We start from the raw sequence: 17,245 nt of genomic DNA on the forward strand, positions 1-17,245 counted from the left end.
CGTCCGGCGTCTCCCAACCTGTCAGGGTTTTCGCAGCGCGTTGGCCAGGCGCAGCACGGCGGCCTCGATCTCGTAGGCCGTGAGCGAGGCATAGCCCAGCAGCCAGCCCGGTTGCCGCTGCTCGCCCGCGTACAGGCGGCTGAGCCCCTGCAGCAGCACGCCGGCCGCGGCGGCTCGGCGGATGGTGTCTTCCTCGGACCAGCCGGGCTCCAGCAGGCAGGGCACCTGCATGCCGCCCTGGGGCCGTGGCGCGGTGACGATGCCGGCCAGGTGCCTGCCTATGGATTCGAGGATGACCTCGCGCCGCCCCGCATACAGCTTGCGCATGGCCCGCACGTGGGAGTTGTAGTGGCCGTCTTCCATGAAGCGCGCCAGCGTCAGCTGCTGGATCTGGGGCGTGTGCCCGTCCATGATGCTGCGCGCCTGGACAAAGGCGCGCACCAGCTCCTGCGGCAAGGCCATGTAGCCCATGCGCAGGCCCGGGTACAGGGTCTTGCCGAAGGTGCCGATGTAGATGGTGCGCGCGTGCTTGTCCAGGCCTTGCACGCAGGCGGTGGGCATGCCGTCGTAGTGGAATTCGCTGTCGTAGTCGTCCTCGATGATCCAGCGCCCGCTCTCGAAGGCCCAGCGGATCAGGTCCAGCCGCCGCTCCAGCTGCATGGTGACGCCCGTGGGGTACTGGTGCGACGGCGTCACGTAGACGCAGGTGGCGCCGCTGCGGTCGGCATGCAGCAGGTCCGTGCGAATGCCTTGCGCGTCCACGTCGATGGGCAGGACCTTGGCCTCGGCCGACTCGAAGGCCTTGCGGGCGCCGAAGTAGCCCGGGTTCTCCAGCAGGATGGGCCGGCCCGCATCCACCAGCAGCTGCGCGCACAGGAACAGCGCCTGCCGCGTGCTGCTGAGCACCACGATCTGCCCGGCGTCCACCTTGGCACCGCGCTCCAGGTTGAGGTAGGTGGCAATGGCCTTGCGCAGCGGCTCGGCGCCCTGCGGGTCGCCGTGCAGCAGGACGCTGGCGCGGTAGTCCTTGAGCGCCTGGCGCTGCAGCCGCTCCCAGACATCGGTGGGAAAGGTGCGCGTCTCGGGCAGGCCGGTGGCAAAGGCCCGAATGGTCTGCTGGTCGGCGATGCCGCCGCCGTCAACAATGGCCTGGCCGCGCCGGCTCAGGCCGGCACCGGCCCTGCCCGCTGCGGCCACCTGGGCGCTGCGCTCGTGCTCGGGCGACCGGCCGCGCCGCGCCGCCCGGCCCCGCAGCTCGGTGCCGATGGTCTCGGAGACATAGCTGCCCGATCCCTGGCGCCGCACGATGAAGCCGTCTCGGTGCAGCTGGGTGTAGGCGTTCTCCACCGTGTCGCGGGCAATGCCCAGCGAGTCGGCCAGCGAGCGCGTGGCCGGCAGCTTCAGGCCCGGCAGCAGCGCCCCATCCAGGATGAGCGCACGCATGGCGCGCTGCACCCGCTGGTGCAGGTCCAGCTGGCGCAGGTCGGCATCTCCCATGCGGATCTTCAGTGTCTCAAGCTCGAAGGTCTTGCTCATGCGGTCTGCTGCCTTTCATCTCATTGCACCTCTTGGGCAGGCCATTGTACTGACGCAAATGCTGCGCGCCCATTGCAAAGTGGTCTGCAACAAGAGAGCGAAGTGTATGGATCATTCAGTCCACTTCGACGCTCAAATACCCCTTTCCCCAGACAGCCAGGAATCCAACCCCCAAGGAAAACGAGAAGACCATGCCTTCATCAGACACACACTCACCCCTTAGCTTCAGCGACCTCATCCACCCCGTGGTGGCCGGGCTGATCTCGGTCATCGTCAACTACGGCGGCACCTTCATCCTGGTGTTCCAGGCCGCCAAGGTGGCCGGCCTGAGCCCGGAACTCACGGCTTCGTGGGTGTGGTCGATTTCGATTGGCGTGGGCGTCACCGGGCTGGTGCTCAGCTGGCTCTCGCGCGAGCCCATCATCACGGCCTGGTCCACGCCGGCCGCCGCCTTCCTGGTGACGGCCCTGGCCACCACGCCGTATGCCGAGGCCGTGGGCGCCTATGTGGTGTCGGCCGCGGCCTTCGTAGTGCTGGGACTGTCGGGCTGGTTCGAGCGCGTGATCCGGCTGATTCCGCCCGGCGTGGCCTCGGGCCTGCTGGCGGGCATCCTGCTGCAGTTCGGCATCAAGGCCTTTGGCGGCATGAGCGTGGACCCGCTGCTGGCCGGCCTGCTGATCGTGGCCTACGTTCTGCTCAAGCGGCTCACGGCGCGCTATGCGGTGGTAGGCATCCTGGCGCTGGGCCTGGCGTTCCTGCTGGCGCAGGACCGTGTGGACCTGTCCGGGCTGCAGCTGCGCTTTGCCGCGCCCGTGTTCACGCGGCCGGAATTCACGCTCAACGCCTTGCTCAGCGTGGCTCTGCCGCTGTTCCTGATCACGCTGACCGGCCAGTACATGCCCGGCATGCTGGTGCTGCGCAACGACGGCTTCAAGACCAGCGCCAACCCCATCGTCACGCTGACGGGCCTGGGCTCGCTGCTGATGGCGCCGTTCGGCTCGCACGCCTTCAACATCGCCGCCATCACGGCCGCCATCTGCACGGGCAAGGAGGCGCATGAAGAGCCGTCCAGGCGCTGGATCGCGGGCATCGCTGCGGGCGTGTTCTACATCCTGGTGGGCGTGTTCGGCGTCACGCTGGCGGCCGTGTTCATGGCGTTTCCGGCCACCTTCATCACCACGCTGGCGGGCCTGGCGCTGCTGGGCACCATCGGCGGCAGCCTGGCCAATGCGCTGGCCGACGCCAAAACCCGCGAGGCCTCGCTGATCACCTTCCTGGCCGCCGCAGCCAATATTTCCATGCTGGGCATAGGCGGCGCCTTCTGGGGCCTGGTCATCGGCCTGGTGGCCCATGCCGTGCTCAACGGCCAGTGGCCGCGCCGGGCCGCCCGCAGCGAGGCGGGCACCGGCAACGTGCCCGCCGCCGATGCCGCCATCAAAAGGAGCTGAAACCATGTTTGCGACACAAGACACCACCGGCGGCACCGCCCAAGCCGCCGACACCCTGACCCGCCACGACCAGCACGGCCGCTACCCCCAGGCCGAGACGGTGGACGATTTCCGGCACAACCTGGCCACCGTGCACGCGCGCATGGCCGCTGCCTGCCGCCGCGCGGGGCGCGACCCGGCCAGCGTGCGCCTGCTGCCCGTGAGCAAGACCAAGCCCGAGTCCAGCCTGCGCCTGGCCCACGCGGCGGGCTGCCGCATGCTGGGCGAGAACAAGGTGCAGGAAGCCTTCGGCAAGTGGGAGGCCATGCAGGACCTGGCCGATCTGCAGTGGTCCGTCATCGGCCACCTGCAGACCAACAAGGCCAGGCTGGTGGCACGCTTTGCCAGCGAGTTCCAGGCGCTGGACAACCTGCGCGTGGCCGAGGCGCTGGACCGCCGCCTGCAGGCCGAAGGCCGGGCGCTGGACGTGTTCGTGCAGGTCAACACCTCGGGCGAGGCCAGCAAGTACGGCCTGCCGCCCGACGAGGTGCAGGGATTTGTCCAGGCCCTGCCCGCCTTCAGTGCGCTGCGCGTGCGTGGCCTGATGACGCTGGCCCTGTTCTCCAGCGAGGCCGAGCGCGTGCGCCAGTGCTTCGTGCTGCTGCGCCGCCTGCGCGACCAGTTGCGCCAGAGCGCGCCGGCGGGCATCTCGCTGGACGAGCTGTCCATGGGCATGTCCGGCGACTTCGAGATCGCCATCGAGGAAGGCGCCACCGTGGTGCGCGTGGGCCAGGCCATCTTCGGCGCCCGCGCCCAGCCGGACAGCTTTTACTGGCCCGCAGGCAGCCCCGATCCTGCCGCCCTGGCACTGCCATGAACGCGCCCCCTCGCCCCCCTTTTCGATTCAACTCTGACCCCGCTTGAGGACCTTGACATGCAAAAAGCCATGCAACCCCTTGATTCCCGCCTGATGAAGGCCTATGCCCGCCAGCCCGTGTCCTTCGTTCGTGGCCGTGGAGCCCGGCTGTGGGACGAGCACGGCACCGAATACCTGGACGCCATTGCCGGCGTGGCCGTGACCGCCCTGGGCCACGCCCATCCGGAGATCGCCGCCGTGATCGCCGAGCAGGCCGGCCTGCTGCTGCACACCTCCAACGTGTTCCGCATCGACTGGCAGGAACGCCTGGGCCAGCGCCTGTGCACCCTGGCCGGCATGGAGACCGCCTTCTTCTGCAACTCCGGCGCCGAGGCCAACGAGGCCGCGCTCAAGCTGGCGCGCCTGCACGGCCACCGCAGGCAGGTGGCGCGGCCGCAGATCCTGGTGATGGACAACGGCTTTCACGGCCGCACGCTGGCCACGCTGTCGGCCACCGGCAACCCGGCCAAGCAGCGCGGCTTCGAGCCGCTGATGCCGGGCTTCGTGCGCGTGCCCTATGACGACATCGCGGCCGTGCACCACGCCGCCGCCCAGCATGGCGACATCGTGGCCGTGCTGATCGAGCCCGTGCAGGGCGAAGGCGGCATCCGCCTGGCAAGCCCCGACTACCTGCGCCAGCTGCGCAGCCTGTGCGACCGGCACGGCTGGCTGCTGATGCTGGACGAGATCCAGACCGGCCTGGGACGCACCGGCGCCTGGTTCGGCCACCAGCACGCGGGCATCGCCCCCGATGTGATGACCCTGGCCAAGGCCCTGGGCAACGGCATTCCGATCGGCGCCTGCCTGGCGCGCGGGCCTGCGGCCGACCTGATCTCGCCCGGCCAGCATGGCTCCACCTTCGGCGGCAACCCGCTGGCCTGCCGCGTGGGCTGCACGGTGCTGGACATCATGGAGAGCGAGGACATCCCCGGCCACGCCAGGCAACTGGGCCGGCGCCTGCTCAACGGCCTGCAGCAGGCGTTGCACGGCCACCCCGACGTGCTGGCCGTGCGCGGCCAGGGCCTGATGGTGGGCATCGAGCTGAACCGCAACTGCCAGGACCTGGTGGGCCGCGCGCTGGCCCAGCAGCGCCTGCTGATCACGGTGACGCGCGAATCCACCATCCGCCTGCTGCCCCCGCTGATCTGCGACGAGCGCCAGATCGACGACATCGTCGCCCGCCTGGCCTGCCTGCTGGAGTCGGCCAGCGCCGCGCAGGCAGGCGCACCCGCGTCAGGCCAGCTGGCAGCTGCATGACCATCGATTCCCCCAGCCCTTGCCCCGACACAGGAACCACTCACCCATGTACGACGCATCCCTGACCCTGGCCGACTTCGACCTGCAGCTGGCCAAGGCCATCCAGAGCGAGAAACGCCGCCAGGAAGACCATGTGGAACTCATCGCCTCCGAAAACTACGCCAGCCCGCTGGTGATGGCGGTGCAGAACTCGGTCTTCACCAACAAGTACGCCGAGGGCTACCCCGGCAAGCGCTACTACAGCGGCTGCGAGAACGTGGACGTGGCAGAGCGCCTGGCCGTGGAACGCGCCATGGCGCTGTTCGACTGCGACTACGCCAACGTGCAGCCCCATGCCGGCGCCCAGGCCAATGCCGCCGTGTTCCTGGCGCTGGCCCAGCCCGGCGACACCGTCATGGGCATGAACCTGGCCCAGGGCGGCCACCTGACGCATGGCAACCCGTCCAACTTCTCGGGCCGCCACTACCGCATCGTCCCCTACGGCCTGGACCCCGCCACGGGCCTGATCGACTACGACGAGATGGAGCGCATCGCCCTGGAGCACCGGCCCCGCATGCTCATCGGCGGCTTCTCTGCCTACTCGCGCCACAAGGACTGGGCCCGCATGCGCGCCATTGCCGACAAGGTGGGCGCCGTGTTCTGGGTGGACATGGCCCATGTCGCAGGCCTGGTGGCTGCGGGCGAATACCCCAGCCCACTGCCCCACGCGCATGTGGTCACCAGCACCACGCACAAGACGCTGCGCGGCCCGCGCGGCGGCCTGATCCTGTCCAAGGGACAGGACGAAACCTTCAACCGCCGCCTGAGCTCGGCCGTGTTCCCCGGCGTGCAGGGCGGGCCGCTGATGCATGTGATCGCCGCCAAGGCCGTCGCCTTCAAGGAGGCGCTGCAGCCCGGCTTCAAGGCCTACCAGCGCCAGGTGCTGGCCAACGCCCGCGCCATGGCCGCCGTGATCCAGCAGCGCGGCTACCGCATCGTCTCGGGCGGCACGGACAACCACCTGATGCTGATCGACCTGTCCGACCGCAGCTACACCGGCAAGGATGCCGACGCCGCGCTCAGCGAGGCGCACATCACCACCAACAAAAACACCGTGCCCAACGACCCGCGCTCGCCCTTCGTGACCTCGGGCCTGCGCATAGGCACGCCCGCCGTCACCACGCGCGGCTTCGGCCAGGCGCAGTGCGAACAGCTGGCCGGCTGGCTGTGCGATGTGCTCGATGCGCTGGACGCGCAGGAAGGCGCCCGCTTTGCCAAGGTGGCGGCGCAGGTGCGCGATCAGGTGACGGAGCTGTGCCGTCGGTATCCGGTGTATGAATGAACTACGGACATGAATCGCTCTCGGCACAGACAACAGCGCAGGGACTCCAAGCTACGTCCAGGCAAGAGGTAGAACCACAGCAAGGACAGCAACTACCGGGAAAGGCGGTTTTTGATCCTGTCCACGCCTGCTTTGCCCAGCGCAAGTGATCGTCTTGCCGCCTCCTTCAACTGCGCGGGCTCTGGCAAAACCTGGCTGGCCAACGTACCCACTCGCAGGGCAGATTGCCGGACCTGGTTAACTGTCGAATCGGCAGCATCACGCAACTCTTCCATGCTGGGCAAATTCTTGCTGGCTTCCCTCAGCGTACCGCCGACGCCGTCGGCAACTTGTGCAGCCCGGAGGCGGGCCTGAGCCCAAGCCTTGGACATCACCCCCTCCGGAACTTGCGAAAGCGTGGCAATGCAGGCATTCAGCAACGTGTGTTCAGACTCTGAAAGTGGTTTGCCAGTCTCCAGCAGAGACCTTAGAAAGTCACCCAGATCGGCAGCGATCGCCACATGATTGCAGTCCGGGTTGGCGTGGAGGAAGGTGGCAAGCTCTTGGGCAACGTCCTGCGGCTGACCCTGTCCAAGTTGGCTTTCCAGCAGCGGGACGGCCTGACCGACGAAATTCGGGTCAAACCCCCACTCTTCCACCAAATGCTCCACCAGCACGCTGCGCTGTTCCTGGTCGATTTTTCCGCCTACAGCAGCAATTCGTAGGGCAAGCGGTGCAATCAGGTCGAACAACGACAAGGCAAGCACATCGAGAGGCGTATTCAGGAATTTGGGGATCTCAATGACCCGAGATCCACGGCTGTTGGCAAACATGCGATAGAGCCCATAGCAAGCTCCTCCCGAGGCCAATGCAGCAAAAGCGACCCACCCAAGCGGTGTGGCAGCGGTTCCAATACCGATTGCGCCCAATAGCCCAGATGGCGCAAAGAATGTTGAAGCCACCAGACTCGACTTGGCGACTGCCGCGCCAGTTCCAGCAGCCCCCAGAACATCCCACAGCTCACGGCCCCGGTTGACCATTCGCAAAGAGCGATAGGCATTCTCTCCAATCGCCAACTTTGCCTTGAACCGCAGCGGCTCGGCAACAACCTGCTCCACACCGTCCAGAGTGAAATTTTCGCTGGAAATTTCGTGGATTTGCTTCATGCCAGCGCCGCTTTGAATTGCGCAACAAACAGGCGAATCCTGTCTTGCAGATCTGGAGAATCCATCTCTTTCTTGGCTCCGTAGGCAATGCCCAATGCAATCCCCAGCGGGCTCAACAACGCTCCAAGTAATGTTCCTATCAGCGGTACTGCGCTCAACAATGCACCGACCACCAAGGCAACCGCTGTGGCGAATGCCAAGGTGGGGAACTGGTCTAACGTAAGAAAGATGAGATCAAGAATCTTCCGCCCGATGCGCACCAGTCGGCGTCCGACCTGCGATGACAAGCGCAGCAGATTGGCCAGGATGGCCTTCGCATCAGCGGAAACGTTCAAACCCTCGATTTTTTGAAGCAAGGCGCGTTCAGTGCGTTTGGTGTTCTGAAAGAATTTCGCCTCATTGGGTATTGCACCCTTGTCGTGATCATCAGGTTCGCTGTTTGACTGGCTCGCTTGCGGCACTATTTCCATGGCGGCGGCTTGTATCAGTGAAGAAAGGACACGGAACGGAAGCCTGCATTATGTCGTTACACATGCCCGCGATCTGCATGGCTTCACCAGTCGAAGCCCATTCTTTTCATTCGTCATGACACCGGCATGCTCCGCACTGCCTTGAACCCCGTCAAGGACTGGCGCAGGCGCCGTCCATCCCCGCCATCTCCGCCAGCTTCTGCATGCGCGAGCGCTGGTCCAGGCAGGCTTGGTGCTGGGCTTCGGCCGCCTTTTGCTGGGCCAGCTTCGCGGCCTTGGCGCGCTCGGCCTGCAGCTGGGCGATGCGCTCGCGGATCTGGGGCATGGCGGCCACGGCAGCCTTTTCGCCCTCAAGAATGGCGCTGGCGCGCTGGGTGAAGTCGGCCGGGCCGATGTCCAGCACCTTGGGGCGGATGGTGATGTCGGCGCGGGCCAGCTCGGCCTGGCCCAGCTTCTGGCCCATGATGGCAATGGACTGGCCCAGGGCGCCCAGCATGTTCTCGGGCGCCTTGCCACGGGCCTTGTTGGAGATGTCCACGGCAATCACCAGATCGGCGCCCAGCTGGCGCGCGGCGTCCACGGGCACGGGGCTGGTGATGCCGCCATCGACGAAGTGGAACTTGCCGATGGCCACGGGCTGGAACACACCCGGAATGCTGCTGGAGGCACGCACCGCCTGCCCCGTATTGCCGCGCGCGAACACGGTGCGCTCGCCGTCTTCCAGCCGCGTGGACACGGCCACGAAGGGCTTGGCCAGCTGCTCCAGCGGCTTGCGGCCCACCTGTTCGTTCACATAGTCTTCCAGCTTCTGCCCCACCAGCAGGCCGCCCGAGGACAGCTGCAGGTCGCGGATCCTGGTCTCATCCAGCGCAACGGCCTTTTCCTGCAGCTCGAAGGCGTTCATGCCGCTCGCATACAGCGCCCCCACCACACTGCCCGCGCTGGTGCCGGACACCACCGCAGGCGCAAGGCCATTGGCTTCCAGCATCTTGATGACGCCGATATGGGCAAAGCCCTTCACGGCCCCGCCGCCCAGGGCCAGACCGATCCTGATGGGCGCCACGGGTGTGCCCGGCGCGGTGGGCGTGGACTCGGGCGTGGCCGCCGAGGGGCTGGGCGGGTTGCTGCCGCAAGCGGCCAGCCCCGCCAGGCTCAGGTACACCAGTGGACGCAAAAGGGCTTTCAGGCGCATGCCAGGGATCCTGCTGTCGGATGACGAGATTCGGGGCGGGCAGTATAGCGGCAGGGGCAAACCACCGCCGGAGACGCATCATGCTGCGGACGGCAAAGTGCGCCCTGGGGTCGCTCAGGGATGCGAGGGCTCAAACCGCTGGATTCGCGCCAGCACGTCCGCCATGGCATCGCGGGCTTCGGCAAGGTCGTAGTCGGACTGCAGGTTGAGCCAGCTTTGCGCGTCCGTGCCAAAGAAGACCGCCAGGCGCAGCGCCGTATCCGCCGTGATGCCGCGCATGCCCTTCACGATCTCGTTGATGCGCCGGGGCGGCACATCGATGGCCTTTGCCAACGCGTACTGGCTCAGGCCCATGGGTTCGAGCCACTCCTGCATCAGGATTTCTCCTGGGTGCGGCCATTTGACTTCGCGGGTCATGTTGTAGTCCTTTCAGTGGTAATCCACGATCTCGACCTGGCTGGCATGGCCATCTGCCCAGACGAAGCAAAGGCGCCATTGCTCATTGATCCGAATGCTGTACTGGCCCCTGCGGCTTCCTTGCAGAGCCTCCAGTCTGTTGCCTGGCGGAATGCGCAGGAACTCCAGGGAGGTCGCTGCGTTCAGCTGCACCAGCTTGCGCATGGCAGCGGCCTCCAGGTTGGCGAACCGCGCAACGCGCTTGCCAAGCATCAATGCCTGGGTGTCTGCACATCTGAAATCGAGGATCATGGATCAATAATAACGACTCCCGTTATTAGCTGATGCTTACCCCGCCTGCAGTTAGGCCCTCTTGCATCAACTCCGGGGACTGAGCAGTTCCCGCATCCCCTGCACAGCCTCCCTCAGAAACCCCCAGACCGCCTCGATGCGCTGAACCTGCCGGGCATCCGAGGGCATGCTCATCCAGAAGGTGCGGGTGAAGCAGGCCTCGGCGGGCAGGACGCGGCTGAGCACGGGGTCGCGGTCGGCGATGAAGGCGGGCAGCACGGCCAGGCCGGCGCCGGCGCGCACGGCCTCGTACTGGGCGGTGATGCTGGTGCTGCGAAAGGCAAAGCGCTCGGGCTGGAACAGGGTGGACAGCAGCTGCAGCTCGCGCGTGAACAGCAGGTCGTCAACATAGTGGATGAAGCTGTGGTGGCGCAGGTCCTCGGTGCGCGCCACCAGCGGGCGGCGCGCAAGGTATTCGCGCTGGCCGTAGAGGAAGAGCCGGTAGTCCGTGAGCTTGGTGACCACGGCCGAGCCGCGCGTGGGACGCTCCAGCGAGATGACGATGTCGGCCTCGCGCCGCGACAGGTGCAGCAGGCGCGGCAGGGCCAGCAGGTCGATGCTCAGCAGCGGATGGCGCTGCGTCAGCGCGGCCAGCTGCGGAGCCAGCAGCTGGGTGCCGAAGCCCTCGGTGGCGCCCACGCGCACCAGGCCGGACGGGCCCTGGCTGGTGGATTCCGCCGCCAGCGGCATGCGCTCCAGCCCGGCGGCGGCGCGCTGCATGGCGTCTGCCACGCCCAGCAGCTGTCGGCCCGCCTCCGTGGGCCGCCATTGGCCCGCTTCGCGCTCGAAGAGCACGGCCCCCAGCTGCTTTTCCAGGGCCTGGATGCGGCGCGACACCGTGGTGTGCTCCACGCCCAGTTGCCGCGCGGCGGCGGCCATGCTGCCGCTGCGCGCCAGCTCGCCAAAGAATCTCAGATGGTCCCAATCCATGGGTCGAGGCCGCCTCAGTCGGCAGCGGCGCGGCGCGCGGCCAGCGTGCTGGGCGCACGCGCCAGCTCGTCGTTTTGCCGCACCAGGACGGCCATCATGTCCATGAACAGGCCCCGCTGCTCCTGCGGCAGCGGCTCCAGCATGCGCTGCTGGGCCCGCAGCACCGAGGGTTCGGCAGCGGCCAGCAGCGCGGCGCCTTCTGCGGTGACCGACAGCAGGCGCACGCGCCGGTCGGCCGGGCTGGTGTTGCGCACCATGAGGCCGCGCGCCTCCAGCCGGTCGATGACGCTGCCAATGGTCGAGGTATCGAAGCCGATCATCCGCGCCAGCGTGCGCTGGTCCACGCCGGGCTGGCGCAGCACGGCCGACAGCGCCGCGTACTGCACGGGGGTCACGCCGAATTCCTGGGTCTCCTCCATGAAGACGGCCACCGCGATCTGCTGCAGGCGGCGGATGTGGTAGCCGGGGTAGTTTTCTAGTTCTGCGGGTTGGTAGTCCATGGCCATTGCGCTCTTTTCCGTGTCCCTGCGGGCAAGCGCAGATGTTCGCATGAACCGCACCCTCCGTTGGCGTTGGCTGGCAGACAGGTGATTCACCCGGACACGCTGTCCGCCGTCGTTTTGCCTGCATCCAGGGAAACCCCAGGTTGGCCTGATGCAAATCAACACTACACTCATCATCAGCATACTGTTTAATTACTCGCGACGCAGTTGCCCCGCAGGCGGGCGACACGCACCACGAAGCACAGGACATCCATGAGCACCAGCATTTCTTCCCGGGCGCTGCCCGTTCTTGTGGCGGGCGGCGGCATTGGCGGCGTGGCGGCCGCGCTGGCCCTGGCGCGCCAGGGATTCGCCGTCAAGGTGCTGGAGCAGGCGCCGCAGCTGGGCGAGATCGGCGCCGGCATACAACTGGGGCCCAACGCATTCGCGGCCTTCGACGCGCTGGGCATTGGCGAGCTGGCCCGTGGCCGCGCGGTCTATACCGACGAGATGGTGATGCACGACGCGCTCGATGAAAGACTGGTCGGCCGCATTCCCACGGGCGAAGCGTTTCGCGCCCGCTTCGACAACCCGTATGCGGTGATCCACCGCGCCGACATCCACACCTCGCTGCTTGAAGGCGCACGCGCCCACGGCCATATCGAGACGCTGACAGGCACCCGCATCGAAGCCGTGCAGCAGGAGGGCGACACCGTCACCGTGCGCGATCAGCACGGCCAGGTCCATGTGGGCCAGGCGCTGATCGGCGCCGACGGCGTGAAGTCCGTGGTACGCCAGCAGTACGTGGGTGATGCGGCGCGTGTCTCCGGCCACGTGGTGTACCGCGCCGTGGTGGAGAAGAACGACTTCCCCGAGGACCTGCGCTGGAACGCGGCCAGCATCTGGGTCGGCCCCAACTACCACCTGGTGCACTACCCGCTACGCGGCGGCGAGCAATACAACGTGGTCGTCACCTTCCACAGCCGCGAGCAGGAGGAATGGGGCGTGCGCGAAGGCAGCCGCCAAGGAGCCTGTCCCGAATTTTGTGTGCGAGGCATAGCATGACGATCAGGAGCATGTATGCCAAGCAAGACGACGAAGAAGGCGGCGGCCAGCGCTGCTGCGGCGGCGAAGCTGCCGCCCATTCCCAAGGAACTGATTGACCAGTTCGTGACCGGGCCGATGACGGGCGAGGCGGTCAACGCCGCGACGGTGGCCTTCAAGAAGGCGCTGATCGAGCGTGCGCTGGGCGCTGAGCTCAGCCATCACCTGGGCTATGCCCCCGGGGGTGCCAAGCCCGAGGCCGGGGCCAACCACCGCAACGGCAGCACGGGCAAAACGGTGCTCACCGACGACGGCCCGCTGCGCATCGAGGTGCCGCGTGACCGCGCTGGCAGCTTCGAGCCAGTGCTCATCCCCAAGCACGAGCGACGCTTCACCGGCTTTGACGACAAGATCGTGGCCATGTACGCGCGCGGCATGACCATGCGCGAGATCCAGGGCTTCTTGCTGGAGAGCTACGGCACAGAGGTCTCGGCCGAGTTCATCAGCTCGGTCACCGACGCCGTCATGGCCGAGGTCACCGCCTGGCAGGCCCGCCCGCTTGAACCGATGTACCCGGTGGTGTTCTTCGACGCGCTGCGCGTGAAGATCCGAGAGGACGCGGTGGTGCGCAACAAGGCCATCTACCTGGCCCTGGGCGTGCTGCCCGATGGCAGCCGCGACATCCTGGGCCTGTGGATCGAAGGCACCGAGGGGGCCAAGTTCTGGATGAAGGTCTTCAACGACCTGAAGACCCGGGGCGTCAACGACATCCTCATTGCTGTCACCGATGGTCTCAAGGGCATGGCCGAGGCGTTGGGGGCGGTTTTCCCGGCCACCACGCTGCAGACCTGCATCGTGCACCTGATCCGCAACAGCCTGGACTACGCGAGCTGGAAGGATCGCAAGCTGCTTGCGCAGGCCATCCGACCCATCTACACGGCGCCCAGTGCTGAGGCGGCACAAGCCGAGCTGGAGGCCTTTGAGCAAGGCCCTTGGGGTCACAAGTTCCCCACCGTGGTGGCGGCCTGGCGTCGGGCCTGGGACAAGGTGATCCCCTTCTTCGCCTTCCCGCCAGCCGTGCGCCGCGTGGTCTACACCACCAACGCCATTGAGAGCATCAACGCGAGGCTGCGCAAGATCATCAAGACGCGCGGGCACTTCCCCAGCGATGACGCGGCCACCAAGCTGATCTGGCTGGCCCTGCGCAACATCACGGCTGACTGGGGCCGCGCGGCCAAGGATTGGAAGGAGGCAATGAACCAGTTCGCGATCCTCTACGAGGACCGCTTCACCAGGAGGACTGCTTAAGATGCAGTCTCCACTTGCCCAGGTATCCGTCGTTGTCTCATGCAACTCCGGCTGACCAGGGCAAGTCAATGAGAGCCTTGCACACAAAAATTCAGACAGGCCCCCGATCCACGAAGCGTGCACAGATGATCGCCGCTGCCAGTTTTAGCAGCGCTTCGTGGATATCCAGTCGTCTTTCAAAGCGGATTCGCAACTTGCCAAAGCCTGCAAACCAGCTGTGCGTGCTCTCCACCACCCACCGGTGTTTGCCCAGCCGCTCGTTGCTCTCAATGCCTCGTCTGGCAATCCGGCCAATGATGCACCCCTGCCTCAAGTGGGCTCGGCATCGCTTGAAGTCGTAGTCTTTGTCGGCGTGCATCTTGGCCGGTCTTTTACGTGCCTGTTCACACCGCTGAACAAGATCACCAGAGGAATGCCTCTGGCATCTACAACGATGTGTCGCTTGGAGCCGAGCTTGCCTCTGTCCGTTGGGTTGGGTCCCGTTTCCTGGCCCCTGGGGGCTTGGTACCGAGGAGCCATCAATGCTGGCCCGGCTCCAATCGATTTGGTCATGTCCACGCAAGCGAGTCAGCATGGCCTGGTGCAACTGCTCCCAGACACCAGCAGCATTCCAGTCGCGCAGGCGCCGCCAGCAGGTCATGCCGCTGCCGTACCCAAGAAATTGGGGAAGTCTTCCCAGGGAATGCCTGTTTGCAGCACGAACAGGATGCCGTTGAGGGCGGCTCATCGCTGACTGCGAGTTTGCGCGCACCGCCTTTGGCAGAAGGCACGAAGGCTGGGATGAGGGGTTGCAGCTGTCGCCACGGTTCTTTGCTTACGGGACGTCGTGCCATGAGGGCAGCCAGCGTAACTGCTTTGAGGTCACCTCTGATGGAGTAGTTTTAGCAGTTCTTAATCAAATCAGGTGGTTTCCCTCTACCAGGCCGTGTTGATCCTGGCGTTGGATCGCGAGACTTTGCTCCATGTCCCGCATCTTGCGACTTGCGCGCATTAGAAGCAAAAACGTCCGCTGGCTTCAATTGAAATAACTCGATCAGATTTCTCGCACTGGCAATAGACTTGTTTTTCTCTGATTTCAGAATTTCAGCAATAGAAGCTTCAATCTCCGCCTTTTTCCTAAGTAGTGTCTCGTAGTCATCTGTCATTTGCATTTGTCGTATAAAATCTGTTTATGAGATAGAAATTCAACATCATTGCGATACTAAATCTATTTAGCCTTTCTTCTTAATCTAACTTCTTCCGCTGCCTTGAGGGCCCTGTCGTATCTGATGTGCGACTGTTCTTGATAACTCCTCGCATCGTCTCTCTCGGCCTTGTAACACGTATCCCTGCTCACGCCATAGGCCTCGCACTCCGCTAATCTTTGTTCCATTCTATTTGCACAGGAACACATTGAAAGAATAAAGAAAATGGAAAAGAAAACCTTATGGTGTATTTTTTTGAGCTTAATGCTTCCGGCTTGTAAATATAACATGTTAAATCTGATCACTTTCTAAATGCTATGCCATGAAAGATTCTTGCGACGCTGCAACCAGCGGACAGCCTCGCCAGAATCCATTGGTGCACTTATCAAAAAACCCTGTGCAGCATCACAACCAATGGTTTGAAGAAACAATAGATCCTGCTCTGTTTCTACGCCTTCCATCACGCTTTCAATCCTCAGTTTTTTAGAAAGGCTAATAATCGACTCCAATACTAAAAATGCATTTCTATGCTGATGGGCATTGCGAAGAAAGGTTTTGTCTATTTTTAGACCATCTACTGGAAGTGAGCTGAGTCTACTAAACGATGAAAAACCAACACCGAAATCATCTATGTAAATTCTGAACCCGCTGCTTCTTATTAATCGAATAGCCTCCGTAAGCCTCTCAGGAAATGCAACAAAAGCAGTTTCAGTTATCTCCAGGTCATAACAATTTGGAGAAAGATGGTGAGTTTTGAAAAACTGAAGAAATGACTCCACAAATAATGGCTCCAGAAAAACTGCTGCCGATACATTAATGGATATTGGAAATGACAATCCTAAATCAGACCAAGCTTGCTGCTGAGTAGCCACGGACTGTAAGACGAAGCTTGTTAACTCCTTAATTTGCCCTGTTTGCTCTGCAATACGAATAAAAACCTCTGGTGGAATATTCCCAAGTGATGGATGCACCCATCGTGCCAATGCTTCAAAACCAATGATCTGTCCTGTTTGGACTTGAATTTTAGGTTGGTAATAAACATCTATTTTAGAGTTCTTTAATGCATCCCGTAGGTCAGTTGAAATTCTTAGCTGAGATGATACTTTTATGAACTTTTGAGAACAATTTTCGGAAAGCATTAATTTCTTTCTTGATGACGACTCACATAGCCCGATCGAAATTATTCATTGGATGAACTTTTCTTACGAAAATTAGAAATTACGTCCTCCTGCGAAAACCACGAATACCAAAAAATGTAACCATTAGCGTTGACAATCCAATTAAGGAAATATGGCTCAACGTAGGCACTGCATGTGTTTTACCAGGCACAGGGTTCAGATCATTCTTCAATAAAATTTTCAAATTATATGAAGCACATGCAATTTCAGATTTAGAGTCACAAAGCTTGTAAGAAATAGTGTAATTGCCAGGCGAAAGTTTTGATGACACGTTGAGAGATCCTGCCTCCGTATTGAAGAAAATTTCTGCAGGCAATGTACTCGTAGTTGAAATAATGGCGTTTCCGGTCGAGCCAAGAGTTATGGACTTCCCATTGATTTTTTTTCCAGAAATTAGATCAATGGAGTGCTCTTGTCCTTTATCCAGAGTCAGCATTACATTCTCATTTTCATTTTCATTTTCAAAGCTGTACCATTTTCCGGTACCCCAAGTGATTAACCCGTAGGAGTCAGGATCTTCATAGATCTCTGGAATTTCACAGTTCTTCCCATAAACCGTATCACTGGGGCATTTTGCGTTAAACATCATTGTTGTCCCCACATCCTGAGCAATTGGTGATGAAAAAGGGCCTACAATTGTAAAAATATCATAAAGCGGTAATGAAGGATTTTTTGTCACAAAAGCAAACTCATAATTCACAATATTCCCATCATTATCAGTAATGACGGATGACGAACCTCGACCGGAACCAGGTGCGCTAAATTGAAGGGCAGGATCTGTATTAGTGATGGTGCGGATTCCGTTGTTGAAACTTGACTCTTCAATTAAGTTAAGTCCATTCGGCCCAATATCCGTGAATTGATCTAGATTTGAAGGCAGCCTTTTTTTTGTAACAATTCTCGCCGTAGCCCTCATTCCAGAACTAAATGGCTGTGGAATTGGAGCATATGTTGGAACGGGTATGCCGTTAACAATTTTGACCAAGATTACATGTGAATGGTACGGCTGACCGACATATACATACTCAGTGGCCTGAGCACTTCCAAGAAATAGAAGGAGCAGGGGCGACGTAATTTTGAGACAAATATTCTTGCAATTAGACATAAT

General features: G+C 62.3%; 16 protein-coding genes and 2 pseudogenes. 6 read left to right on the forward strand and 12 right to left on the reverse strand.

Going from position 1 to position 17,245, the window contains the following annotated elements; all coding sequences use genetic code 11:
• Positions 1-21: 21 nt before the first annotated feature.
• Entirely contained in the window at positions 22-1,536 is a 1,515-nt protein-coding gene (locus tag DELCS14_RS15385; protein ID WP_013802466.1) for a PLP-dependent aminotransferase family protein, read from the reverse strand.
• Positions 1,537-1,727: 191 nt separating this feature from the next.
• Between DELCS14_RS15385 and DELCS14_RS15390 the strand changes: the two genes are divergently transcribed.
• From DELCS14_RS15390 to glyA, 4 genes are read left to right on the forward strand one after another with little or no spacing between them, the layout of a single operon-like run.
• On the forward strand, positions 1,728-2,984 hold the full coding sequence (locus DELCS14_RS15390; RefSeq protein ID WP_013802467.1) for a benzoate/H(+) symporter BenE family transporter: 1,257 nt from the start codon (positions 1,728-1,730) through the stop codon (positions 2,982-2,984).
• A 4-nt stretch (positions 2,985-2,988) separates the two neighbouring features.
• On the forward strand, positions 2,989-3,840 hold the full coding sequence (locus DELCS14_RS15395; protein WP_013802468.1) for a YggS family pyridoxal phosphate-dependent enzyme: 852 nt from the start codon (positions 2,989-2,991) through the stop codon (positions 3,838-3,840).
• A gap of 57 nt (positions 3,841-3,897) precedes the next feature.
• Entirely contained in the window at positions 3,898-5,136 is a 1,239-nt protein-coding gene (locus DELCS14_RS15400) for an aspartate aminotransferase family protein (RefSeq protein WP_013802469.1), read from the forward strand.
• A gap of 46 nt (positions 5,137-5,182) precedes the next feature.
• Positions 5,183-6,457, forward strand: coding sequence for a serine hydroxymethyltransferase (gene glyA / locus DELCS14_RS15405; RefSeq protein WP_013802470.1), 1,275 nt, complete (start codon positions 5,183-5,185; stop codon positions 6,455-6,457).
• A 92-nt stretch (positions 6,458-6,549) separates the two neighbouring features.
• On the opposite strand, the gene DELCS14_RS15410 is transcribed toward glyA, so the two are convergent.
• From DELCS14_RS15410 to DELCS14_RS15440, 7 genes are all read right to left on the reverse strand, one after another.
• A complete protein-coding gene (locus DELCS14_RS15410) occupies positions 6,550-7,602 on the reverse strand; it encodes a hypothetical protein (RefSeq protein WP_013802471.1) in 1,053 nt (350 codons plus the stop codon).
• Positions 7,599-8,072, reverse strand: coding sequence for a hypothetical protein (locus DELCS14_RS15415; protein WP_013802472.1), 474 nt, complete (start codon positions 8,070-8,072; stop codon positions 7,599-7,601). The genes DELCS14_RS15410 and DELCS14_RS15415 overlap by 4 nt, the downstream gene beginning before the upstream one ends.
• Positions 8,073-8,223: 151 nt before the next feature.
• On the reverse strand, positions 8,224-9,264 hold the full coding sequence (locus DELCS14_RS15420; protein WP_013802473.1) for a patatin-like phospholipase family protein: 1,041 nt from the start codon (positions 9,262-9,264) through the stop codon (positions 8,224-8,226).
• A 114-nt stretch (positions 9,265-9,378) separates the two neighbouring features.
• The gene (locus DELCS14_RS15425; RefSeq protein WP_013802474.1) at positions 9,379-9,681 is read right to left on the reverse strand and encodes a HigA family addiction module antitoxin; all 303 of its coding nucleotides are present in this window, start codon (positions 9,679-9,681) and stop codon (positions 9,379-9,381) included.
• Positions 9,682-9,693: 12 nt separating this feature from the next.
• Positions 9,694-9,972, reverse strand: a complete 279-nt coding sequence (locus DELCS14_RS15430; protein ID WP_013802475.1) for a type II toxin-antitoxin system RelE/ParE family toxin — start codon at positions 9,970-9,972, stop codon at positions 9,694-9,696.
• Positions 9,973-10,038: 66 nt separating this feature from the next.
• The gene (locus DELCS14_RS15435; protein WP_013802476.1) at positions 10,039-10,941 is read right to left on the reverse strand and encodes a LysR family transcriptional regulator; all 903 of its coding nucleotides are present in this window, start codon (positions 10,939-10,941) and stop codon (positions 10,039-10,041) included.
• A 14-nt stretch (positions 10,942-10,955) separates the two neighbouring features.
• On the reverse strand, positions 10,956-11,492 hold the full coding sequence (locus tag DELCS14_RS15440; protein WP_013802477.1) for a MarR family winged helix-turn-helix transcriptional regulator: 537 nt from the start codon (positions 11,490-11,492) through the stop codon (positions 10,956-10,958).
• A 204-nt stretch (positions 11,493-11,696) separates the two neighbouring features.
• Here DELCS14_RS15440 and DELCS14_RS15445 point away from each other — a divergent pair.
• Together DELCS14_RS15445 and DELCS14_RS15450 are read left to right on the forward strand one after the other, a co-directional pair.
• Positions 11,697-12,446, forward strand: a pseudogene (locus tag DELCS14_RS15445) (FAD-dependent monooxygenase); the annotation flags it as partial.
• Positions 12,447-12,503: 57 nt separating this feature from the next.
• On the forward strand, positions 12,504-13,775 hold the full coding sequence (locus tag DELCS14_RS15450) for an IS256 family transposase (protein ID WP_013801385.1): 1,272 nt from the start codon (positions 12,504-12,506) through the stop codon (positions 13,773-13,775).
• Between the two features lie 91 nt (positions 13,776-13,866).
• Here the strand turns inward: DELCS14_RS15450 and DELCS14_RS30000 are convergent.
• From DELCS14_RS30000 to DELCS14_RS30010, 4 genes and pseudogenes are all read right to left on the reverse strand, one after another.
• Positions 13,867-14,608, reverse strand: a pseudogene (locus tag DELCS14_RS30000) (IS5 family transposase).
• A gap of 48 nt (positions 14,609-14,656) precedes the next feature.
• Positions 14,657-14,920: an H-NS family nucleoid-associated regulatory protein gene (locus DELCS14_RS29530; protein ID WP_013802480.1), complete on the reverse strand. Its 264-nt coding sequence runs from the start codon at positions 14,918-14,920 to the stop codon at positions 14,657-14,659.
• Positions 14,921-15,267: 347 nt separating this feature from the next.
• Positions 15,268-16,098, reverse strand: a complete 831-nt coding sequence (locus DELCS14_RS30005; protein ID WP_013802481.1) for an EAL domain-containing protein — start codon at positions 16,096-16,098, stop codon at positions 15,268-15,270.
• A 79-nt stretch (positions 16,099-16,177) separates the two neighbouring features.
• Positions 16,178-17,122 (reverse strand): IPTL-CTERM sorting domain-containing protein, encoded by a 945-nt coding sequence (locus DELCS14_RS30010; protein WP_157158276.1) that lies wholly within the window; start codon positions 17,120-17,122, stop codon positions 16,178-16,180.
• Between the last annotated feature and the right edge of the window lie 123 nt (positions 17,123-17,245).

This window comes from Delftia sp. Cs1-4, assembly GCF_000214395.1.
In the GTDB taxonomy this organism is placed as follows: Bacteria; Pseudomonadota; Gammaproteobacteria; order Burkholderiales; family Burkholderiaceae_C; genus Comamonas; species Comamonas acidovorans.